We start from the raw sequence: 20,807 nt of genomic DNA, 5'->3' as shown, positions 1-20,807 counted from the left end.
CATGCAGATCCCAGAATTCATGTCCCCCGACCACGTCGCGCAGATGAATCGACTGCTCGCCGACTCGGTGGCAGTGAAGAAGGCCGCCGCGGCCTTCGGCGGTACGCACTCGCTGACGTACCGCCTCGACGGGGCGCCGAGCGGCGTGGAGTACTGGACCTTCGAGATCTCCGCAACGGGAGCACGGTTCCTGCTGGGACCCCCGGCGACCACGCCGGATGCCACGGTGAGCGTCGACTGGACCACGATGATGCGCTCGGCCCGAGCCGAGCGGGAGGGTCGCGAGATACCCGTGCCCGACGCACAGGTGTCGGGGGACGCCGCGATGATGGCCAGGCTGCAGGAGGTGGTCGAACTCGCACGACCGATCGCCACTGTGGACAGCCGCATCCCCGAGGTGTGAAACGTCCTCGTCCCTAGTCGAGCTTCCTTTGCCGACCCACGCTGCCCACCTTGGCACGCACGCAAGTTTGCCGCCCGCCTTCACGCGGACGCGGACCGGAACACGCCGGCGCTCCCCAGCGTCTGAGAGGACGCCACGACGCTGCGAACAGCAGGCAGCCCTCGATCGCGGGGCGGCCCGCACCGATCGGGTCGAGGTTCGGCGCTCTCGGTACGACCACTCGCCAGAGCTCCGGTCGCTGCGCGATCGCCGCTCCGCACAGCAGGCGAGCCCGGAGCGGACCTGCACCCGGTGCACCGTGGATGGGTTCAATCCCAGGAAGAACGCCGTCCGCGCCGGGCCCCACCGGCGCAGCACCCGGACTTTGATGCGGGCCCGGCGCTGCGCGGTGGAGACCGGGACTGGAAGCGCTCCGGTGCTCGGCGCAGTGGTCGGCGTTCCTTCACCGCGCACCGGGCCAGACGCAGTCTGCCGGGCGGTACGGCTAGTCCCAGATTGAACTGATCGCCTTGGTTGCCTTGGGGCGGACTTTGAGCGTGCTTGGCAGCCGGTTGAGTCTTTTGACGAGCAGGTTCGTCGTTGCATCGGGTGGGGTGGTGTCGACGACGAGGTGGAGCATCCAGGTCTGGACACCGGTGGGTTCCATGCGGAGTGAGCGCACTGCGTAACGCCGTTGGTGCAGCAGGCTGATGACGCGCAGGACCCCGTCGAATCCGGCGACGTGCATGCCGAGGCGTTGCCGAACGAACGCGTCCTCCGTCGTCGTGCCGCGCTCGGAGTCGACTCTCGTCACGGCGCGACCTCGCGCGGCGCGGTGGCCTGGTCCAGCCTCCAGCTGCCACGCGGGCGGGCGATGTCGGCGATGCGCTGTTCGGCGAGGTGGTCGGCCGCCTGAGCCGGCGAGATGTCGTGGTCGGTTGCCATGGCGAGGATGCGCTGGCAGGTGTCGAAGATCTTTTCAGCGCGCGCGCGGGCGCGCTGTTCATTGAAGCCGGCGATCTCGTCGGCGACCTGGATCAGTCCTCCGGCGTTGACCACATAGTCCGGCAGGTAGAGGACGCCGTACTCACGCAGTAGCGTGGCGATCCCAGCGTGGGCAAGCTGGTTGTTCGCACCTCCGCACACGATCTCTGCCTGCAGCGCGGGGACGGTCTCGTCGTTGAGCACTCCGCCGAGTGCGCAGGGCGCGTAGACGTCCAGGTCTCGGGCGAGGAGTTTCTGCGGGTCCTCGGCCTCGACCTCCGGGTGGTGGCTGCGGAGTTGGTCTACGGCGGCGCTCGCCACGTCGGCTACGACGATCGATGCGCCATCGGCGAGGAGGTGTTCGACCAGTCTGCGACCGACTTTGCCCGCGCCCGCGACCCCCACCCGCCTGCCACGCAAGGACGGGGTTGCCCAGGTGTGCGCGGCGGCCGCGCGCATCGCCATGAAGACGCCGAACGCGGTCAGTTCCGAGGAGTCGCCTGCACCGCCGTGTGCGCGCGTCCTGCCTGTCACGAAGCGGCTTTCCCGGGCGATCACGTCCATGTCGTCGGGAAACGTGCCGACGTCGCAGGCCGTGTAATAGCGGCCTGCCAGGGATTCCACGAACCTGCCGTAGGCACGCAACAGCGGCTCCGTCTTCAGCTCGACAGGATCGCCGATGATGACCGCCTTGCCGCCACCCAGATCCAGGCCCGCGCACGCCGCCTTGTGGGTCATCGCGCGCGAGAGCCGGAGAACGTCGCTGAGCGCGTCCTCTTCGGAGCCGTACGGGTAGAACCGGGTTCCGCCGAGGGCGGGCCCGAGCACGGTGGAATGGATAGCGATGATCGCGTGCAGTCCGCTGGCTTGATCGCGGCAGGACACGACCTGTTCATGTTCGGTGGATTCGACAACACCAGGCATTCTTGGCTCCTTGTGGGAGTGGACGATCCGCCGGAAGGGTGCCGGCGGCATCGGACAACACTGCCCCGTCTCAGCAGGGCGGGTTGCTGGACCAACAAAAAACCTCCCGTGCGAATGGCACGAGAGGTAGGCGCAGGCGGTGATCCGTCAGCCTGCGCCGCACATAATGATCAAACCGAAGACCATGGACCTACCATAGTTTGAGCCCCACGACGCGGCAAGCGCCGGGGCAGAAGTCCACCGACGGACTCGTCGGCATGCCGGAAGAACGCCGAGGAAGACGTCGCAGAGCTCTCCCATCGGGCACCGACACGGCACGAGCCGGTGGGCCACGCTCCGTCGTGCTGGCTGACCGCAGGCGCTGCAGATCAGATACAGCGCTTTCGCAGGGTCGGTCCACGTCTTCGACGGATGACGTCGTTTGGCCAAGAGAGGTCCGACAAACGCTTGATGCTGCGTGGCTCCATGCGTCTCGACAATGGGTGTCATCGTGCGTTGTCCGCGTCGCGCATGCTGTAACGCGAGGGAGTGGGTCTATGGCCACGGATGTCGTGGTGATCGGGTCGGGTGTCGTCGGCGCGTCGATCGCGCTGGAACTTGCTCGGCGCGGCTGGCGGGTGACGGTTGTCGACAAGGCCGGAGGCGCGGGACATGGCTCCACGGGCGCGTCGAGCGCGGTGGTGCGGTTCAACTTTTCCACCTTGGCCAGCGTCTCAGCGGCGTGGGAGGCGCACTTCGCCTGGCGGTCGTGGGCGGAGCACCTTGGCAGCGACGTCGGGGGCCTTGCCCGGTTCGAGCGATGCGGGTTGGCGATGCTGGATGTCCCGGCCGCACCGCGGTCGATGTACCTGCCACTGTTCAAGGAGGTCGGCGTCCCGTTCGAGGAGTGGACGAGTGCGGATCTGAGGGAGCGGATACCTGGTATCGATGTCGGCCGGTACTGGCCCCCAAAGCGCATTGACGACGACCGTTTTTGGGCCAACGCTGAGACCACACTGGGCGCGGTCTACACGCCCGACGCGGGTTTCGTGAGCGATCCCGCGCTGGCAGCGCAGAATCTGGCCGTTGCCGCGAAAGCCCATGGTGCCGAGTTCCGATTCCACGCGACCGTGCACAGAGTCGAGCGGGCCAACGGCCGGGTAACGGCCGTCACGTGTGCCGACGGCAGCAGGATCCCGTGTGGCGTCGTGGTCAACGCCGCGGGGCCGTGGTCGTCGCGGATCAACAAGCTCGCCGGCGTCGGCGCGGATTTCACGGTGGCTTGCCGGCCATTGCGGCAGGAGGTCGCGCATGTGGCGGCTCCTGCGGGTTACCGCGCCGGTGATGGGGTCGGGATTTCCATCGCGGACATGGACCTGGGGACGTACCTGCGCGGCGAGGTCGGAGGGGGCCTGCTGGTCGGCGGTACGGAACCGGAGTGTGATCCCCTGCAGTGGGTGGATGACCCGGATGCGGTCACCATGCATCCGACGATGCCGGTGTTCGAGGCACAAGTCACGCGCGCCGCGCGACGACTGCCGGAGTTGGAGATACCCAACCGCGCCCGCGGGGTCGTGGGCGTCTACGACGTCGCCGGCGACTGGACACCCATCTACGACCGTACGGAACTAGAAGGGTTCTACGTCGCCATGGGCACCAGCGGCAACCAGTTCAAGAACGCGCCAGTCATCGGCAAGTTCCTCACGACGATCATCGAGCAGACCGAGAACGGTGTGGACCATGATGAACGACCGGCGCGGTTCGTCGGCGAGCACACCGGACTGGAGATCGACCTGTCCGCGTTCTCCCGCAAACGCCCCTACAACGCGGAGAACTCAGGCACGGTCCTCGGCTGAGAACGATTATCGATGACGGGACCCCGGGCATTCCGAGAGCCGTCGCGGAATGTGTCGCGTCCGGCGGTGTTTTTGTGCACGAGACACGCCCCAACTCCTGCCGGGAGGTTGACACCCGGTGTCAGGATACCGAGCGAATTCTTGTCGGCCTGTCTTCGGCCGTGGTCGGTGTTGCCTCGTGGCGGTGGGCAGCGGCGAGGGCGCGCAGCTTCAATCCCAGGTGCAGGGTCAACCGGTCGTCTCCCTGGCTCAGCTCGCAGCCGGTGAGCTGTTCGATTCGCTTGAGCCGGTGGTACAGCGTCGCGCGGTGGACATTCAGGAGTCGCGCGGTACGGGCGACGTCGCCGGCGTTGTCGAGGAACGCCTCCAGCGTGGCGACGAGCCCACGATGACCGTCTTCTTTGTCCAGCGCGACGAGCGCGGGCACCTGCGCGGCGGCGAGCAGGTCCTCGGTAGGCATCCTCAGCAACAGCTGGTAGGGACCGAGTGCGCCCCAACGGGCCACTGGTCCGATAGAGGGCACGAGCTGTGCCGCGCGCACCGCGAGGAAGGCCTGGCGATAGGACTCGACAATGTCCTCGATGCGGTGGGCGAGGCCTCCGATGCCCAGCACGAGCTGGACGCCGTCCTGGGTGAGCCGGTCGAACCGCGCGGTGAGTCTGCTGCAGATCGTGTCCAGCTCCCGGCGAGACGGCGGTTGGGGCTGGGCGAGCATCAACCATGCTCGAGACTTGTTGGTGGCCATCAGGGCGCAGGCGGGCGCTGCCGAGCGCTGCGACATCCAGCTCTGAGCGTCTTCGACGGCGGCTTCCAAGGCGACGGTCTGCGGGGCAGCGACGCCATCTGGCCCTTGGTGCTGCATGCCGAGGACCTGGAAGTACATGCCGGTGGTCGGGAACAGTTGCTCGGCCCGAAGGTCGTCCACGGCCTGGGAGCGGATGGCACGATCGGTGGCCACGAGTTCCCGCAGGATCGCCTCATGCCGTGCCCTGCTGCGTTCGTGCACGATGAGCTGTCGATACAAAACCACACCGGCGCGCTCGGCCGCTTCCCGGGCAACGTCCTGCTCCCGATCGCCGAGGGTGGAGTCGGGGTCGATGAGCCACAGGTAGCCCAGTAGCAACCCGGCGCAGCGGATCGGGATGCACAGCCGCGGCAGGGTGCCCTCCAGTGGCACGATCACCCGGCCCGGCGTTGTCCACTGCGCAATGCCTTGCGCGAGGATTTGCTCGCACAGCTGCGGGGCGACCGAGCGGTTGAGCACCGACGACACTCGCGTTGCGTCCTCGTCACCGAAATGGCGACTCGCCGCCAGCAACCGGATGTGCGGGTCATCGATCGCCACGGACCGCTGCAGCCGCTCGGCCAGGTTGTCGACGATGTCCTGCAGGTCATCGGCCATCGCGCACACCTCCCGTGGTAGTGGCGTGGATCAACTATGCATCAGCATCCCCCGAATTGCGAGCGACAGATGTCGTGTCTTGCCCCCTGCCGTGCGACAGATGACGCGGACGGAGTTCCCGGAGAGCTACCTGCCGGACGTGCTCGAGCAGCTGATGCAAGAACTCAGCACCCCGCCGGTCACGGGAATCCCCGGCGAACCGGGCGTGCACGCCTCGGTGCCTTCGGTCGTGCGGGCACTGTTGGAGAGCTTTTCCGAATGGACGCGAGCTGGCGTGCCGCGGGTCGGACAAGCATTTTCAGGTGGTCCGCTCCGCCACGAAGCTCGCCACGTTCTCGGCGACGGCGGTGAGCGGTAGGGCGCCGGCGCCGAGAACGATCTCGTGGAAGTCGCGGACGTCGAACGCGGGCCCGAGCGCCTCCGCGGCGCGGCTGCGCAGCTCCCAGAACTTGAGGAAGCCGAGGCGGTAGCCGAGCGCCTGACCGGGCATGTCGGTCGAGTAGCGCAGCGTTTCGGTACGGATCTGCCCCGGCGACTCCATGGTCGTCGACGCCATGTACCTGGCCGCCTCCTCGAGGGACCAGCCGAGCGCGTTGAGCCCGGTGTCGACGACGAGCCGTTGCGCGGTGAAACGCTGGTGGACGTAGTGGCCGTAGCGATCCCATGGGTCGGTGTAGAGGCCCATCTCCGTCCCGAGCGACGCGGCGTACTCGGCCCAACCCTCCGTGTAGGCACCGAGCAGCTCGGGGGCGAGCACGCCGCGGACCGGGTGCAGCGCGGCGTCTTCCTCCTGGCGGGCGAGGTGGAAATGGTGGCCGGGGACAAGTTCGTGGTAGATCAGGGTCGCCGCGTCGATCTGGGACCTCGTGTCGAGGCCGGACCCGTTGTAGCGGTAGCGGCCGGCGGGTTTTGTCGGGCCTGGCTGCTCGTAGTAGCCGTAGGACAGCCCGGCTTCGAGCTCGGGATCGAGGCGTTCGACCTCGTAGCCTGCTTCGGGTAGTACCGAGAACCACTGCCCGACCAGTGGCTCGATGGCGGCGATGTGCCGCCGGTAGGTCGCGGCGACGTCGTCGGCGCCGCGTGCGTGGAACCGCTCGTCCGCTTCGAGCACTCTCCGGTACGCGGCTTCGTCGCCGTCGAAACCCACCTCGGCGCGGAGCTTCGCCATCTGCTCGGTCAGCTCGGCGACCTGGGCGAGCCCGAGCTCGTGCACCTCCTCCGGCGAGATGTCGAACGAGGCGTACTGACGCACCAGTTCCCGGTACGCCCGCTCGCCTCCGGGGTACTGGCCGAGCCCGACCCCGCTGGCCGCGGTGTCACGCCCCGTGCCGTCGAGGTAGCGCAGGAGCGAGTCGACCGCCGGCAGTATGTCGTTCTCCTCAACCCGCCGCAGCCCGTCCTGCAGCCTGCCCCGCAGGGCCGGTGACAGGGGTTCGAGGCGGGAGTCGTCGAGGGTGAGCCACCGTCGCATCGCGACGCGCATACCCTCGACCGTGGACACGAACCCCGGCAACGCCGCGCGCGGTATCCCCCAGCCACGCTCGGCCTGCGCGCGAAGCTTCGCTTCCGCCACGCGTACCCGTCGCGCGAGGTCTGCGGCAAGGGCATGGAAACGCTCGACGTCGGCCGTCGAGTCGGCGAAGGTGATCACGTCGAACGCCTGCGGCGCCGTGTGGCTGAACTCGAACATCTGGTAGGGCGCCACCGGGAAGTGCCACCACCATGACTCGTCGGCGCGCGCCCAGTCGTCGGCGACGAAGCGGAGCAGAGCGGCTGTATTCCGCTCGTCCTGCTCGAGCGCGGCAACGTCGATCCCGATGAGCGCCTCGCGCACGGACCGGCCCACCGCGACTCTTTCTTCCGTCTCCTCGTGCGACCCGCACGGCAGTCGCTCGACGGGTTGCCCGTTGCGCAGTGCATAGTGCGGCTCGGTACGCAGGACGTGGTCCCACACGCGGTCGGCGAGGGCTCGGATGGTCAACGCCATGATCGGCTCCTTTGTCGGTCAATCGCACACGGGTCAGCGTGAACTGGCCAGTCGGGCGGGAAGCCCGAAAGACGCCGCCGCCACGACGGCACCCACGGCGCTCGCTCCGAGGAACGCCCAGGTGATGGCGTTCCAGCTCGGCAGCTGCATACCCGGCGTCAACTCGAGGGCCATGACGGTGGCGGCCACCTGAGCACCGACCGCTTGGCCCACCGCACGCAGGACGTAGGCGACCCCGGAGACGCTCGCGACGCGGTCCGCGGGAAGCGTGAGCGCGATGATGTTGACACCCTGGGTGAGGCCGAGGCCCACCCCCACGCCGACCAGGCCAGCGCCGACGGCCAGCACGACAGCATCGGACCGGCCGGCCACCATGACCAGCCCTGCGACGAGAAACAGCACCCCGGAGAGCACCATGACCGTGCGCGACCCCACCAGCCTCTCCAATCGGCCGGCCAGCGGGGAGACGATCGCACCGAGCACGCCTAGCGGGAACATGATGAGCCCGGTGACGACCGGAGTCGAGCCCAGCCCGTACCCGGTCGCTGCCGGTGCCGCCACGATCGTCGGGACAGCGATCATCAGCACCGTGGAGGCCACACCCGCGGCGAACGCGGTCACGTGGACGATCGTCACCGTCCGGCCGCCCAGCCGCAGGTCGACAAGGGGTTCCACGACCCGCCGCTCGACGGCGACGAACACGGCCAGCGCGACGACGGCCACCGCTCCCAGTCCGAGCACGGGAGCCGACGTCCACCCGGTCGACGCGACGAACGTGACGCCCAGCAGGAGCGCGACCAGGCCGATGCCCAGCAGGACGGCGCCTGTCCAGTCGACCCTGCCCCGCACTGCAGGCGGATAGGACGGCATCACGAGGACAGCGAGCACCATCAGTGGTACAAGCACCATCAGGGCGATCCAGTACAGCCACGGGTACGAGAGCACGGCGAGGATCGGCCCCGCCAGCAGCACACCACCCGCATTGGCGACGGCCATTCCACCGACGAGTAGGCCGTTGGTCCTCCGCAGCTTCTCGGGTGGCTCGGTGTCGCGGACGATGCCGACGGCCAGAGGCACGAGGCCGATCCCGACGCCTTGCAGGCCCTGGCCGACCGCGAACACCGCGACCGAGGAGGCCAGCCCTGCGAGCGCGATCCCCGCACAGACGATCGCGAGGACGCCGAGGAAGACGACCCGCCGGTCGCGGACGTCGGCAAGCCTGCCGACGACCGGGGTAGCGACCCCGCCGGCGAGCGCCATCGCCGAGATGATCCACCCGGCTTGCGCCGGCGTGGCGCCAATCCCCTGCTGAATGAGCGACAATGCGGGCAGGATCATCGCCTCGAGCAGGCCGTAGACGAGCACACAGCCGATCAGCAACACGCTCACCGATCGTGCGCGGCCCTGCGCCACCGGCAGGCCGCTCACCACAGTCTCGTTGCTCATCGGACGGGCACCTCCGCATCGACAGTCAGCATGTACTCGACGCCGTCGACCACCCCGCGGGCGACCCGGACCTCCCCGGCGGCGTTCGGTTCGCCGGACTCCCGGACCGGCTTCGCGCCCTGCTTCCAGCTATCCGTGTCGAGCAGGAACGGCCCGATCACCGCCGACTCCGCGGGAATCTCGACGGAGTCGTGGGTGACGAGGTCGACGATGCGCGCAGGAGCGGCGGTGGCGGGTGCTATGCGTGCGGACATAAGTACCTCCTGTTAGCGGCGAAGCCCGGGCGCCATATCCGGCGACGTCGAAGCTGGTTAGCAGCTTGAGGTGCGGCGTCGTGGATGGGAACGGGACAAACGTCGAGCAGATCGGTGCCGCGGTCCGACAGTTGGTGCATCCGACATCTCGCGCAGCGGCAGGCGAAGGTTCGCCACGCCTTGGTCCGCGAAGTACGGGTGACAGCTGAAACGGCGCGGGCGAGGACGGGCGAGCAGGTCGTGACGGTCGGATCGGTGAGGTTCACCGATGAGAACCGCTGGCTGCGGGAGAACAACCGAAACGCGCACGCAGCCACGGCCCTCGCGAGAACTGGAACATGCGGATGACCGTGCGATCACAAGCCGCCCAGCGCGGCCCCATTCCAGAACCGACGAGTTACGAGATTGACACGAAGAGTGTCGGCCATGTGTTGACGAGATGTGTCTACACATGCTGGCGATCTCCAGCGACTCACCGCCGTAGCCGGCGACCGACCCATCCGGCGGCGGACCCATCGCGCACGTCTGCCCGGCTGCCAGTGCAGGCATGGTGGCCTTCACTACGGGTGGGGTCACCTGGTGGCGAGGACTTCGATCCAGCACTGGGCGAACTCGCCGTTGCCGTTGCGGACCCACATCCACGCCGAGCGAGCCGCGCTCGCGAGCTGCTGGTCCTGCCGCACGCGGATGGCCTCGGCCAGTTCGGCCTCCACGCGCTCGGCCAGCTCGCGGTAGCCGATCCCCGCATGGAACCGCGCCTTCGCCCGGACGTCGCGGAAACCGGCGCGTGCCACCCAGTCGGCCACGTGCCTGCCTGCGAACGGGTCGCCACCCGCCCTGCGGTGCAGCAGGTGCCGTCCACGCAGCGCCGCGTCGACGTTCGCCGTCTTCGGCCGCAGCTTCGCCTTACTCCAGTCCGGAGTGGACACCGCGAGCGTGCCCCCGGGACGCAGCACGCGCGCACACTCGGCGAGCACGGCCTGGGGATCCGGCACGTGCTCGAGCAGCGCATGCGAGAAGACCAGGTCCACTGAGGATGGTGGAAGGGGCAGCCGGCCGGGATGCGCGGCGACGAAGTCCACTGTGGATACCCGCGCCCGATCGGCCGACTTGCGGGCCAGCGCCACCTCGGCGACGTCGGCGGCGATGCCGAGCACGTGTATCGGATGCGCAGCCGTGCCGAGACTCAGCGTGATCGCGCCACGCCCGCAGCCGACGTCGACCACCCGCATGCCCGGCTCCAGCCTGGGCAGGGCGAAGCCCGCGTAACCCTCCAGCACGCCCACAACAGTACGGACCTGGCAGGATCTCACGTGTGACCACACAGCATCCGGCAGCTCAGGTCCCCGATAAGCTCTTCACCGACCCGGTGGCGGAGGAACGGTGGCGCGCGCGGTTCAAGGCGCCGAGGGTGTCGGTGCCCGACTGGGCCCTCGACGCCCCGGACGCCAGCCTGTACGTGTCGAACGCGAGCGGTGTCTGGGAGGTCTACGCGTGGGACCGCGCGGCGGACACCCACCGCCAGGTCACCGACCGCCCCAACGGCACCCTGCACGCGACGACCTCGCCCGACGGCCGGTGGATCTGGTGGTTCGACGACACCGACGGCGACGAGTTCGGCTCCTGGGTCAGGGAGCCGTACGCGGGCAGCGGCGCGGCGGCCAAGGCGCTCGCCGACGTGCCCGACGGCTACCCCGCGGGACTGGAGATCGGTCACCGGCTGGTGGCCGTCGGCGTCTCGACCGACGACGGCTCCGCCCTCTACGCCCACCGCGACGGCGAGACGGTGCGCTTCTACACCAGCGAGGACGACGCCGGCGTGTCCGCTCTGTCCCGGGACGAGCGGTTGCTGGCGATCTCGCACTCCGAGCACGGCGACTCGCGGCATCCCGCCGTGCGCGTGCTCGCGAGCGACGGCTTCACCACCGTTGCCGACAAGTGGGACGGCGAGGGCAAGGGGCTGTCCGCGCTGGCGTTCTCGCCGAAGCACGGCGACACCCGGCTGCTCCTGCTGCACGAACGGCACGGCCGCGAGGAGCTCCTGATCTGGGACGTCGAGGCCGGCACCGAGCACGAGATCGACCTGGGGCTGCCCGGCGAGGTCGTCGGCGACTGGTACCCGGACGCGAGCGCGCTGCTGATCGTGCACTTCCACGAGGGCCGCAGCTCCCTGCACCGCTACGACCTCGCCTCAGGTGAGCTGACGGCGGTGGAGACGCCTCCGGGACGCATCGGCGGTGCGGGCGTGCGGCCCGACGGCACGGTCGAGTACTCGTGGTCGAGCGCGGCGGAGCCGCCCGTGGTGCGGGTGCGCGCCACCGACGGCTCGGACACCGTGCTGCTCGAACCACCCGGCGAGAAGGCGCCCGGTTCGGAGCCCGTGACCGACGCGTTCGTCGACGGCCCCGGCGGCCGCATCCACGCGCTCGTCTCTCGCCCGTCAGCCGGCGAGGGCCCGCAGCCGACGGTGTTCCTGCTGCACGGCGGGCCGCACGCCGCCGACGAGGACCGGTTCTCCGCCTATCGCGCGGTGTGGCTCGACGCCGGGTTCGCGGTGGTGGAGGTGAACTACCGGGGCTCGACGGGCTACGGCTCGGCGTGGCGCGACGCCATCGAGGGCCGCCCGGGGCTGACCGAGCTGGAAGACGTCGCCGCGGTGCACGACTGGGCGGTCCGCAGTGGACTGTCGGATCCGGCGAAGTGCGTGGTGACGGGCGCCTCCTGGGGCGGCTACCTCACGCTGCTCGCGCTCGGAACGCAGCCGGGACGCTGGGCAGCGGGCGTCGCGGGCGTGCCGGTGGCCGACTACGTGGCCGCCTACGAGGACGAGATGGAACAGCTGCGGGCGTTCGACCGCGCTCTGTTCGGCGGGTCACCCACCGACGTGCCCGCGGTCTACGACGAGTGCTCGCCGATCACCTACATCGAGAACGTCGACGTCCCGGTGCTGGTGCTGGCGGGCGACAACGACCCGCGCTGCCCGATCCGGCAGATCGAGAACTACCTCGACCGTCTCGCCGCGCGCGAGGTGCCGTACGAGTTCTACCGCTACGACGCCGGCCACGGCTCGCTCGTGATCGCGGAGACGATCAAGCAGGTCGCCATCGAGGTCGACTTCGCCCGCCGCGCCCTGAACCTGACGTGACAAGGGAGCAAGGGAGCTTTACTACCGTTTTCCGGTAGTAAAGCTCCCTTGCTCCCGGTTTGTAGGCTCGGCGCGGTGGGTCAGGAGGCCTGCTGGGCCTGCCACATCCAGTGCTGCTTCTCCAGCTCGGCGGCGATCTCGATCAGCAGGTCCTGGGTCACCAGGTCGCTCTTGTCGGTCTCGTCGATGCGCGCCCGCAGGCGCTCGATGATCTTGCCGAGGGCCTCCACGATCGCGTTGATCGTGGCCTCGGTCGTCTGCCAGTTGTCCGGGTACTCGGGCAGCCCCGAGCTCTCGACCACGGTCCTGGCCTTGCCGTTGGGCGAGACCCCGATCGCGTTGGCGCGCTCGGCGACGTCGTCGGTGAACCCGCGCGCGGCGTCGACCAGCTCGTCGAGCTGGAGATGCACGCTGCGGAAGTGCTGACCGACGACGTTCCAGTGCGCCTGCTTGGCGATCAGCGAAAGGTCGATGAGGTCGACCAGAGTGGATTGCAGAGCGTTCGCCGTATGCTCCTTGTCGCTCTCTTTGAGCGGGCTCGTGACCGGCGAGTTGGCCATCTTCATGTCCTCTCTACGCACTGTGGTGGGAGCGTCAACATGGCGCACTGCGTCCTGCTGACGCTTACCCGTTCCAGGTCAGGGCGAAACCCCTACCCCAGTGTGCGCCGGGCCACGCCGAACTCGGCGACTTGCCGCCCGATCAGGCGCAGGTTGGCGACCACCCTCTCCTCCGACGCCCCGCCCGCCTCGTCGAACTTGACCTCCGCGGTGTTCACGGCGCCGCCCAGCGGGGTGGGCCAGCCACGCAGCGCGTGGGCGATGGTGCGGAGCTGGTCGAGCGTGGTCACGGCCGCCTGCCAGCCGTAGGCGACCGCGATGAGACCAACGCCACGGCCGTCGAGGTACGGGCGGGTGTCCGAGCGCAGGTCCTCCACGTAGTCGAGGGCGTTTTTCACCAGGCCGGACAGCGCGCCGTGATAGCCGGGCGACACCACGACGATGCCGTCGGCGGCGCGCACCGCCTCCACCAGCTGCAACGCCTCGGGCGCGCGCTCGTCGATGCCCGCGTCGTAGAACGGCAGCAACAGCGCACTGCCCGTGATGGCCGAGACCTCGGCGCCTGCCTCCTCCGCCCCGGCGAGCGCGATGCGTAAGGCGCGTTCGGACTGGGAGCCATCCCGGAGAGAGCCACCGATACCGAGCACCTTGATCGCACGCGTGGAAGTCACGCCTCCGAGGCTAGACCTTCGACTTAGGTCGAGGGCCAGCCCGAAGGGCCGGGACATCGGTCACATCTGGCGCCTCAAGCTACCGATCAGTAGCCTCGGTCCCGTCATCGCAGACGGGAGGAAGAATGGCGATACCGCTCCAGATCCGGGTGCAGGCCGCGGTCGCACAGCTGCTCTACGCGCTTCCCCGCCCGCTGCGGCGGGCCGCCGCAGGCAGGCCCATCCGGCTCGACGGCCAGGAGCTCGCGCTCGACGCCCAGCTCCTGCTCCGCATGCAGCAGCTCTCCGGAGCGGCGCTGGTCAGCAGGGACGCCACCGTCGAGCAGTCGAGGGCGGCGCTGGACGTCTCACGCCACCTCGTCAGCGGCAAGCCCATCCAGCCCGTCGCCACGCGCGACGTCTCGATCCCCGCCGAGCACGGCGAGCTGCCCGCGACCCTCTACACGCCCGAGGGTCTCGCCCCCGGCTCCGGGCTGCTGGTCTTCTACCACGGCGGCGGCTGGGTGATCGGCACGCGCGCGAGCCACGACAACACCGCACGGTTCTTCGCCAAGCACGCCGGCGTGCGCGTGCTGTCGGTGGAGTACCGGCTAGCGCCGGAGCACCCGTTTCCCGCCGCACAGCAGGACGCGCTCACGGCGTTCGACTTCGCTCACGCCAGGGCCGCCGACCTCGGCGCCGACCCTGACCGCATCGCGGTGGGTGGCGACAGCGCGGGCGGCAACCTCTCGGCCGTCACGGCACAGGTCACCACCCGGCGCGGAGGCCCGGCGCCCGCGTTCCAGCTGCTGCTCTATCCCGGCCTCGACGCGAGCGTGCGCCGCCGCTCGCGTGAGCTGTTCGGCGACGGCTTCTTCCTCACCGACGAGCACATGACGTGGTTCCTCGACCACTACGCGCCCGAGGGCGTCGACCGCACCGACCCGAAACTCTCGCCGATGCTCACCGAGGACCTCGCCGGGCTGCCGCCCGCCTACATCGCGACCGCCGGGTTCGACCCGCTGCGGGACGAGGGCGAGGCGTACGCCGCCAGGCTGTCCGCCGCGGGCGTGCCCGTCGCACTCAGCAGGCAGGCCGACCTCATTCACGGTTACGTCAATTTCCTCGGCGTCGGCAAGCGATTCCGCGAGGCGACGGCGGAAGCGGCGGGCGCGCTGCGAATGGGACTCAGCCTCAAGCCGTGACGGTTTTCACCCCGAAATAGCGGAATCCGGCGTGGAAGCAATTCCACGCCGGATTCCGGTCCCCCTCATTTGATGAGGATCATGGCACCGGCACGGGCACCCCGGGGACCTCCGGAACCGCCGGAACCGCAGGCAGCGGCGGAACCGACCCGAGCAGCGAGCCCAGCAGCGACTGCAGGCTGTCCAGCAGGCCCTGCAGCAGGCCGTTGATCATGCTCAGCGGGTCGGGGAGCGGCGGCAGCCCCGGCACCTGCTGGGTGTAGACCCTCGGCTCGGCGGCCGGGTCGGCCAGCACCTCGCTGACCTCGCTGTTCTGCGACTTCGCGGTGCCGGCCTGATTCTGCGCGTCGGCCTGGATCGTGTAGATCTGGCCTGCCGCGAGGTCGGCGAGCAGCGGATCGAGGTCCGCGAGCGTGTCCTGCGTGCCCTGCACGTCCCCGGAGTAGGCCACCTTGGCGAGCTGGTCCCGAAGTTCGAGCACCTGCGCACCGGCCGCCTCGGTCGACGTGGCGCCCTTGCCCCCGCCGGAGTTGCTCGCCGCGGCCACCCCTGCCGTGGTCAGCGCGAGCATCGCACCTGTCGCGACGGCGGCCACCACGCGAGCGAATTTGTTTTTCATTTCGTAAACCTCCCGGCCCTCCTGAAAGCCCGACGGGACATGGATACCAACCGGGTTGGTGATCCACCAGCCGATCCGAGGACACGACAGTTTCCAACCCTCACGTGCCGAATTCGTTGAGCGATAGTCCGCCCGCAATTGATGAACCGTGAACTGTTGCGCTTCATCCGGAAGATCAGCATGAAAACCACGCTCCGCAGTCACCTCACCCGCTCGCGCCGAGAGGTCATCCATGCGGGCGTATTCGGGTGCCCCACTCACCCATCACCCCGTGGTGCGCGCGTGTCGCGTGGACCACGGAGGGTCTAACGGACACACACGAACGGCCCTCACCTACAGCGGCAGGCCCTGCTCGAACTGGGTCAGACCGCGGTCGATGTACTCGAGGAAATCGCCACCCTCCTCGATGGACGTGACGTAGGCGGCCAGCACCACGCCCGTGAGCGCGCCCGTCCACATCCGCACCGCGAAGTCGTCACGCTCACGCCCGAGCCGCCGCAGAATCGCGTCGTGCAGCATCCGCATGCCCTCCGTGAACTGCTCGAAGAGCTTGGCCCGCAGGTCGGGCACCGAGAGCACGAGCCGCTGCCGCGCCGCCTCCAGCTCGGCCTGCTCCTCGTCGAGACCACGGAAGACCTCGTGCACCGCCGCCCTGATCGCGGCGACCGGTCCCACGTCGGCCGGCTGGTTCAGGAAGTGCTCGATCAGGACCGGGTCGAGCCGGTCGTAGAGCACCGTGTCCTCCTTGGTCGGGAAGTAGCGGAAGAAGGTGCTCTGCGAGACCTCGGCGGCCTCCGCGATCTGCTCGACGGTCGTCGCCGCGTAGCCCTGCTCGGTGAACAGCCGGAGCGCGTGGTCCTGGATCGCCGCGCGCGTCCTTGCCTTCTTGCGTTCCCTGAGCCCGACCGGCTTGTCAGCTGGCGACGTAGTCATGGCCTGATTCTGCCCGCACGACATCCTCGGGCCGCCTCGGCAGGAACCTCAGCGTGAGCGCCACACCGGCCACCGCGAACGCCACGCTCACCCACAGCGTCGCAGTCATGCCGGTGACGAACGCCTCGTGCACGGAGCCAAGCAGGCCCGGCAGGTCACGGGCGGCCTGCACCCCGGCGGCGGCGCTGTCGCGCACGGCGTCGGCCGCGGCCGGTGGCAGGCCAGTGACGTCGACCGCGGAGGTGTAGCCCGCGTTCAGCACGGTCCCGAGGACCGCGACGCCGAGCGTGCCGCCGACCTGGCGCATCGCCTGGAGCAGCCCCGACCCGACGCCGCTGCGCTCGGTGTCCAGCGAGCCCATCGCGATGTCCATCGCGGGCGGCAGCGCGAACCCGAGGCCGAGCCCGAGCACGGTGATCCAGGCCGCGATGAAGCCGTAGCCGTCGGTGGCGCCGGTCGTGGTGCCGAGCACGCCGCCCACGGCCATGATCGCGAAGCCCGTGGCGACCACCACCTTCGCGCCGAACCGGTTGCGCAGCCGCTCCGCCACCTGCACGCCGGCCAGCAGGCCGCCGACGATCGGCAGCAGCCGCAGCCCGGTGCCGAGCGCGCCGGCGCCGTTCACGGCCTGAAACAACTGGGGAAGCACGAACATCGCGCCCATGAGCGCGAACGACGCGAGCGTCGCCAGCACCGCGCCCCACGTGAACCCCCGCGAGCGGAACAGCGCACGGTCGACCAGCGGGTGTGCCGCTCGCCGCAGCCACAGCGCGAACGCCACGAGCAGCACGCCGCCGCCGAGCAGCGGGACGAGCGCGACGGCGGCGCCCCAGCCCCGCTCACCCGCCTCGGTCAGGCCGTAGGTGAGGGCCACGAGGCCGGCGCTGGAGAGCGCGATGCCGACGACGTCGATGCCCTGGCCCGGCCTGCCCGGCAGGTTCGGCACGAGGAACGCGACCGCGACCACGCCGACCACGACGAACGGCACGTTGACCAGGAAGACGGAACCCCACCAGAAGTTGTCGAGCAGCCAGCCGCCGACCACCGGGCCGAGCGGAATGCCGAGCGCGATCGCCGCCGACCACACACCGATAGCCCGGGCCCGCTCCTCGCCGGGGAACAGCACGGTCAGCACCGACATCGAGAGCGGCACCAGCAGGGCACCGCCGACTCCGAGCAGGGCTCGCGCGGCGATCAGCAGCTCGGGCGTGCCCGCGTAGGCACACGCCACCGACGCGACGCCGAAGACGACGAGCCCCGCGACCAGCAGCCGTTTGGGCCCGAACCGGTCGCCGAGCAGACCCGCCGGAAGGAGCCCGGCGGCGAGCACGAGCGTGTACGAGTTCGCGAACCACTGCAGCTCGCTCGTCGTGGCGTGCAGGTCCACGGCCAGCGTCGGCAGGGCGACGTTGAGCACCGTGACGTCCAGCCCGAACGCGAGCACCGCGAACACCAGCGCACCGAGCGCCCACCAGCGGCGCGGGTCGGGAGCAGTCATGGCAACGATCTTTCGACAGTAACTATCTTTTGATAGTAGCTGTCGTTTTTTCTCCTGGCGACGATGAAAAGGAAGTTGCACGGCCGTACCAGGTTGCGGTTGTCTGGACGTCGTGCCGTTGCAGCCGTACCTCGAGGTCCTCCGCCTGCCAGGGACCAGAACGTCCTTCCTGCTGATGGCCCTGGCCCGGCTGCCGATGACCGCGATGGGCATCACGCTGACGCTCCACGTCGTCAGCGAGCTCGGGCACGGCTACGGCGCGGCCGGGCTCGTCGGCACGGCGACCACGGCCGGCACGGCGCTCGCGGCGCCCCTCGTCGGCAGGCTGATCGACCGGCACGGACTGCGGCCGGTGGTCGCCGCGTGCGGACTCGCGTCCACGGCGTTCTGGGTGAGCGTGCCGTACCTGCCCTACCCGGTGCTCCTCGTCGTGGCGCTGCCCGCCGGCGCGCTCGTGCTGCCGGCGGGTTCGATCGCCCGCCAGGTGATCACCGCGCTCGTGCCCGAGCCACGGCGGCGAGCGGCCTACTCGCTCGACACCATCTCGCTCGAGACCACGTTCATGATCGGCCCCGCGCTCGGCATCGCGGTGAGCACGCAGCTCTCGTCGACGGTGGCGCTCATGGGCATCGGCGTCGTGTTCGGGCTGTGCGCCGCGGCGCTGTACGTGGTGAACCCGCCCATCCGCACCGAGGAGGAGCGAGGCGAGGCACCGGGCACGCGGCCGAGGATGCGCGCGTGGCTCGGGGCGCCGCTGATCGGCACACTGCTCATCGCGATGGGCGCGCTGTTCGTGCTCATCGGCACGGAGCTCGCGGCACTCGCGGCACTGCGTGAGTCCGGCGAGGTCAGCTGGACGGGTGTGGTGATCGCCGTGATGTGCGTGGCGTCGCTGACGGGCGGGCTGATCCACGGCGCGGTGCCGAGGTCGCTCTCCCAGCTACCACTGATGGTGCTGCTCGCCGTGCTGGTGATTCCGGTCGTCTTCGTCACGGAGCCGTGGTGGCTGTTGGCGCTCGCACTCGTGCCGATGAACCTGGCGTGCGCGCCGACGATGGCCGCGACGACCGAGTCGGTGAGCAGGCTCGCACCGGTGTCGGTACGCGGCGAGGCGATGGGCCTGCAGGACTCCGCGACCCGGATCGGGATGGCGCTGGGCTCCCCGGTGGTGGGCTTCGTGATGGATCATTCCCAGCCGGGCTGGGGATTCGTGGCCGCGGGGCTGGGCGGGCTGCTGTTCGCCCTCGCGGGCTGGTGGCTGCAGCGCCGCCCAGCGCGGCCCTCGGTTACAGGCAGACCTGGCGCAGCTGCTCCAGGTTGTTCAGATTCCGTTGCAGCCACTGGTTGAACGCGTTCATGTTGTCCAACTTCTGCTGCTCCAGCTCGAGGTAGCCGTCGGCCATCGCGCCGAGCGTCTGCTTGACGTCCTGCTCGGCGACCTGGTTGGCCAGGTCCCGCAGCTGGTTCGCCTTCTCCTCGGCGTTCGCCTGCACCTCCTGCGGATCGACGTTCGGGTTCAGGTCGACGATGCCCAGCGCCCGGCTGCACGCACTCGCCTTGCTCGTCGCCGAGTTCACCTGGTCGACGGCGTCGTTCACCTCGGAACAGCCCGTGAGCAGCAACAGTCCCAGCGCGACCGGCGCGCACCTTTTCAGCATGCGGCCGAACCTACCGGGTTCCTCCCTTGTGCCCACCCGGCGTCCGACTTTGGGACGACGCCGGCGGATCCCGCGCGGCCCTAGCTTTGTCGCGGGGAGTTTCAATGATCGTGTCAAGCCGCGTTTGCCGTGAGCGGTGGTGAGTTGTGGAACTCGCGGCCGTCGCGGAGCAGCGCCCAGATGAGGTCGACCAGGCGTCGAGCCAGCGCGATCAGGGCTTGGGTGTGGATCTTTCCTTCGCTGCGTTTCTTCTGGTAGAAGGCGCGGGAGGGGCCGTCTTTGACTTTGATCGCGGACAGCGCGGCGAGGTAGAACACGCGGCGCAGGCCGCGGTGGTAGCGCTTGGGGCGGTGCAGGTTGCCCCGGACGCGCCCGGAGTCGCGGGGTACCGGGGCCAGGCCAGCGTAGGCGGCCAACCGTCCGGAGTTGCCGAACGCCGTGCGCAGGTCGCCGCCGGTGTCGGCCAGAAGTTGGGCGCCGAGGATGGGGCCGAACCCGTCGACGCTGGTGATCGGCCCGGCGGCCGGGTGCTCGCCGAAGCGCTCGGTGATCTGTTTGTCGAGGTCTTTGATCTCTCGATCCAGCTCAAGCAGTTGCGCGGCGAGCCTGGTGATCAGGGGCGCGGTGATGGCTTCCCCGGGAAGGGCGACGGTTTGCTCGTTCGCGGCGGCCAGCGCCTTGTCCACCATGGACGGAATGGCCTTGGGCCAGGCGCCGTTCTCGCGCAGGTAGTGGGTCAGACCGGGTGCGTCCGCATCGCGGATAGCGGCGGGGGTGCAGTAGCCAGTCAGCAAGATCAGCGCCGAGCGAGTCGAGTAGTCGAAAGCGCGTTCCAGGCCGGGGAAGATCCCGGCGAGCAGCTCGCGCAGCCGGTTGACCCCGCGCACCCAGTCGGCCATCAGATCCTCCCGCCGGGCAGTGAGGACCTTCAGGTCGGCCACGACCTCATCCGGGCTGGTCACCGGGGTCAGATCGCCGCGCAGGCGCGCGGTTTCGGCGATGGTCTTGGCGTCTTTGGCGTCGGTTTTGCCCTCGCCGGGGAACGCGCCGGCCATGCGATTGACCAGGCGGCCCGGCACATACAGCACCGGCGCCCCGGTGGCCCAAAGCAGCGTCAGCAGCAGGCCCGCGGCACCGGAGGTCATGTCCACCGCCCACACCACCTCGGTCGCCTTGCCAGCGGTGCGGGCGATCAGCTGCTCAATCGCGGCCTGGCCGTTGGCCACCTTCCTCGAAAACACCACCTTGCCGTTCTCATCCACCGCGCACGCGTGATGAAAGCCCTTGCCGACATCGATCCCGACCCACATCTTGCGCACCGCCAC

General features: G+C 69.4%; 19 protein-coding genes and 1 pseudogene. 5 read left to right on the top strand and 15 right to left on the bottom strand.

What is annotated here, in order from left to right:
* Position 1: 1 nt before the first annotated feature.
* Complete coding sequence (locus BA062_RS39945) at positions 2-403, top strand: hypothetical protein (protein WP_110340903.1); 402 nt, start codon at positions 2-4, stop codon at positions 401-403.
* Positions 404-667: 264 nt separating this feature from the next.
* Here BA062_RS39945 and BA062_RS25235 read toward each other — a convergent pair.
* From BA062_RS25235 to BA062_RS25225, 3 genes and pseudogenes are all read right to left on the bottom strand, one after another.
* Positions 668-897, bottom strand: a pseudogene (locus BA062_RS25235) (IS481 family transposase); the annotation flags it as partial.
* Positions 888-1,196: an ACT domain-containing protein gene (locus BA062_RS39940; protein WP_110340901.1), complete on the bottom strand. Its 309-nt coding sequence runs from the start codon at positions 1,194-1,196 to the stop codon at positions 888-890. The gene BA062_RS39940 and the pseudogene BA062_RS25235, both read right to left, overlap by 10 nt.
* The gene (locus tag BA062_RS25225) at positions 1,193-2,290 is read right to left on the bottom strand and encodes a Glu/Leu/Phe/Val family dehydrogenase (RefSeq protein ID WP_110340899.1); all 1,098 of its coding nucleotides are present in this window, start codon (positions 2,288-2,290) and stop codon (positions 1,193-1,195) included. Before BA062_RS25225 ends, BA062_RS39940 begins: the two co-directional genes overlap by 4 nt.
* Positions 2,291-2,826: 536 nt before the next feature.
* Between BA062_RS25225 and BA062_RS25220 the strand changes: the two genes are divergently transcribed.
* Entirely contained in the window at positions 2,827-4,125 is a 1,299-nt protein-coding gene (locus BA062_RS25220; protein ID WP_110340897.1) for an NAD(P)/FAD-dependent oxidoreductase, read from the top strand.
* A 121-nt stretch (positions 4,126-4,246) separates the two neighbouring features.
* Here the strand turns inward: BA062_RS25220 and BA062_RS25215 are convergent, their stop codons facing one another.
* The 5 genes from BA062_RS25215 to BA062_RS25195 all read right to left on the bottom strand — a co-directional run bounded on the left by BA062_RS25215 (position 4,247) and on the right by BA062_RS25195 (position 10,494).
* Positions 4,247-5,527 carry a PucR family transcriptional regulator gene (locus BA062_RS25215; RefSeq protein WP_110340895.1) on the bottom strand — a complete coding sequence of 427 codons (1,281 nt, stop codon included), beginning with the start codon at positions 5,525-5,527 and terminating at the stop codon, positions 4,247-4,249.
* A 298-nt stretch (positions 5,528-5,825) separates the two neighbouring features.
* Positions 5,826-7,514, bottom strand: a complete 1,689-nt coding sequence (locus BA062_RS25210) for a DUF885 domain-containing protein (RefSeq protein WP_110340893.1) — start codon at positions 7,512-7,514, stop codon at positions 5,826-5,828.
* 33 nt (positions 7,515-7,547) lie between these two features.
* Positions 7,548-8,960 carry an MFS transporter gene (locus BA062_RS25205; protein WP_110340891.1) on the bottom strand — a complete coding sequence of 471 codons (1,413 nt, stop codon included), beginning with the start codon at positions 8,958-8,960 and terminating at the stop codon, positions 7,548-7,550.
* Positions 8,957-9,214 (bottom strand): hypothetical protein, encoded by a 258-nt coding sequence (locus tag BA062_RS25200; RefSeq protein ID WP_110340889.1) that lies wholly within the window; start codon positions 9,212-9,214, stop codon positions 8,957-8,959. The genes BA062_RS25205 and BA062_RS25200 overlap by 4 nt, the downstream gene beginning before the upstream one ends.
* Before the next feature lie 572 nt (positions 9,215-9,786).
* A complete protein-coding gene (locus BA062_RS25195; RefSeq protein ID WP_110341026.1) occupies positions 9,787-10,494 on the bottom strand; it encodes a class I SAM-dependent methyltransferase in 708 nt (235 codons plus the stop codon).
* A 35-nt stretch (positions 10,495-10,529) separates the two neighbouring features.
* Between BA062_RS25195 and BA062_RS25190 the strand changes: the two genes are divergently transcribed.
* Positions 10,530-12,359 (top strand): S9 family peptidase, encoded by a 1,830-nt coding sequence (locus BA062_RS25190; protein WP_110340887.1) that lies wholly within the window; start codon positions 10,530-10,532, stop codon positions 12,357-12,359.
* Positions 12,360-12,439: 80 nt separating this feature from the next.
* Here the strand turns inward: BA062_RS25190 and BA062_RS25185 are convergent, their stop codons facing one another.
* Positions 12,440-12,919: a Dps family protein gene (locus BA062_RS25185; RefSeq protein WP_110341024.1), complete on the bottom strand. Its 480-nt coding sequence runs from the start codon at positions 12,917-12,919 to the stop codon at positions 12,440-12,442.
* Positions 12,920-13,011: 92 nt separating this feature from the next.
* Positions 13,012-13,590, bottom strand: coding sequence for an NADPH-dependent FMN reductase (locus BA062_RS25180; RefSeq protein WP_110340885.1), 579 nt, complete (start codon positions 13,588-13,590; stop codon positions 13,012-13,014).
* Between the two features lie 125 nt (positions 13,591-13,715).
* Between BA062_RS25180 and BA062_RS25175 the strand changes: the two genes are divergently transcribed.
* The gene (locus BA062_RS25175) at positions 13,716-14,774 is read left to right on the top strand and encodes an alpha/beta hydrolase (RefSeq protein WP_110340883.1); all 1,059 of its coding nucleotides are present in this window, start codon (positions 13,716-13,718) and stop codon (positions 14,772-14,774) included.
* A 79-nt stretch (positions 14,775-14,853) separates the two neighbouring features.
* On the opposite strand, the gene BA062_RS25170 is transcribed toward BA062_RS25175, so the two are convergent.
* The 3 genes from BA062_RS25170 to BA062_RS25160 all read right to left on the bottom strand — a co-directional run bounded on the left by BA062_RS25170 (position 14,854) and on the right by BA062_RS25160 (position 17,824).
* Positions 14,854-15,393, bottom strand: a complete 540-nt coding sequence (locus BA062_RS25170; RefSeq protein WP_110340881.1) for a hypothetical protein — start codon at positions 15,391-15,393, stop codon at positions 14,854-14,856.
* A 333-nt stretch (positions 15,394-15,726) separates the two neighbouring features.
* Entirely contained in the window at positions 15,727-16,326 is a 600-nt protein-coding gene (locus tag BA062_RS25165) for an acyl-CoA-like ligand-binding transcription factor (RefSeq protein WP_110340879.1), read from the bottom strand.
* On the bottom strand, positions 16,307-17,824 hold the full coding sequence (locus BA062_RS25160; RefSeq protein WP_110340877.1) for an MFS transporter: 1,518 nt from the start codon (positions 17,822-17,824) through the stop codon (positions 16,307-16,309). Before BA062_RS25160 ends, BA062_RS25165 begins: the two co-directional genes overlap by 20 nt.
* Positions 17,825-17,936: 112 nt before the next feature.
* Between BA062_RS25160 and BA062_RS25155 the strand changes: the two genes are divergently transcribed.
* Positions 17,937-19,172, top strand: coding sequence for an MFS transporter (locus tag BA062_RS25155; RefSeq protein ID WP_110340875.1), 1,236 nt, complete (start codon positions 17,937-17,939; stop codon positions 19,170-19,172).
* Here the strand turns inward: BA062_RS25155 and BA062_RS25150 are convergent.
* Together BA062_RS25150 and BA062_RS25145 are read right to left on the bottom strand one after the other, a co-directional pair.
* Entirely contained in the window at positions 19,111-19,482 is a 372-nt protein-coding gene (locus tag BA062_RS25150) for a hypothetical protein (protein WP_110340873.1), read from the bottom strand. The genes BA062_RS25155 and BA062_RS25150 overlap by 62 nt on opposite strands.
* Before the next feature lie 113 nt (positions 19,483-19,595).
* Positions 19,596-20,792: an IS110 family RNA-guided transposase gene (locus BA062_RS25145; RefSeq protein ID WP_110341022.1), complete on the bottom strand. Its 1,197-nt coding sequence runs from the start codon at positions 20,790-20,792 to the stop codon at positions 19,596-19,598.
* Positions 20,793-20,807 lie beyond the last annotated feature (15 nt).

The sequence above is a fragment of the Prauserella flavalba genome (assembly GCF_003202235.1).
Classification (GTDB): Bacteria; Actinomycetota; Actinomycetes; order Mycobacteriales; family Pseudonocardiaceae; genus Prauserella_A; species Prauserella_A flavalba.
This window is presented reverse-complemented; position numbering and strand designations above follow the sequence as displayed.

Excerpts from the sequence above, each read along its gene's own strand:
- BA062_RS39945 (WP_110340903.1), top strand. The coding sequence starts at position 2 with ATGCAGATCCCAGAATTCATGTCCCCCGACCACGTCGCGCAGATGAAT.
- BA062_RS25225 (WP_110340899.1), bottom strand. The coding sequence starts at position 2,290 with ATGCCTGGTGTTGTCGAATCCACCGAACATGAACAGGTCGTGTCCTGC.
- BA062_RS25220 (WP_110340897.1), top strand. The coding sequence starts at position 2,827 with ATGGCCACGGATGTCGTGGTGATCGGGTCGGGTGTCGTCGGCGCGTCG.
- BA062_RS25215 (WP_110340895.1), bottom strand. The coding sequence starts at position 5,527 with ATGGCCGATGACCTGCAGGACATCGTCGACAACCTGGCCGAGCGGCTG.
- BA062_RS25210 (WP_110340893.1), bottom strand. The coding sequence starts at position 7,514 with ATGGCGTTGACCATCCGAGCCCTCGCCGACCGCGTGTGGGACCACGTC.
- BA062_RS25205 (WP_110340891.1), bottom strand. The coding sequence starts at position 8,960 with ATGAGCAACGAGACTGTGGTGAGCGGCCTGCCGGTGGCGCAGGGCCGC.
- BA062_RS25200 (WP_110340889.1), bottom strand. The coding sequence starts at position 9,214 with ATGTCCGCACGCATAGCACCCGCCACCGCCGCTCCTGCGCGCATCGTC.
- BA062_RS25185 (WP_110341024.1), bottom strand. The coding sequence starts at position 12,919 with ATGGCCAACTCGCCGGTCACGAGCCCGCTCAAAGAGAGCGACAAGGAG.
- BA062_RS25175 (WP_110340883.1), top strand. The coding sequence starts at position 13,716 with ATGGCGATACCGCTCCAGATCCGGGTGCAGGCCGCGGTCGCACAGCTG.
- BA062_RS25170 (WP_110340881.1), bottom strand. The coding sequence starts at position 15,393 with ATGAAAAACAAATTCGCTCGCGTGGTGGCCGCCGTCGCGACAGGTGCG.
- BA062_RS25165 (WP_110340879.1), bottom strand. The coding sequence starts at position 16,326 with ATGACTACGTCGCCAGCTGACAAGCCGGTCGGGCTCAGGGAACGCAAG.
- BA062_RS25160 (WP_110340877.1), bottom strand. The coding sequence starts at position 17,824 with ATGACTGCTCCCGACCCGCGCCGCTGGTGGGCGCTCGGTGCGCTGGTG.
- BA062_RS25150 (WP_110340873.1), bottom strand. The coding sequence starts at position 19,482 with ATGCTGAAAAGGTGCGCGCCGGTCGCGCTGGGACTGTTGCTGCTCACG.
- BA062_RS25145 (WP_110341022.1), bottom strand. The coding sequence starts at position 20,792 with ATGTGGGTCGGGATCGATGTCGGCAAGGGCTTTCATCACGCGTGCGCG.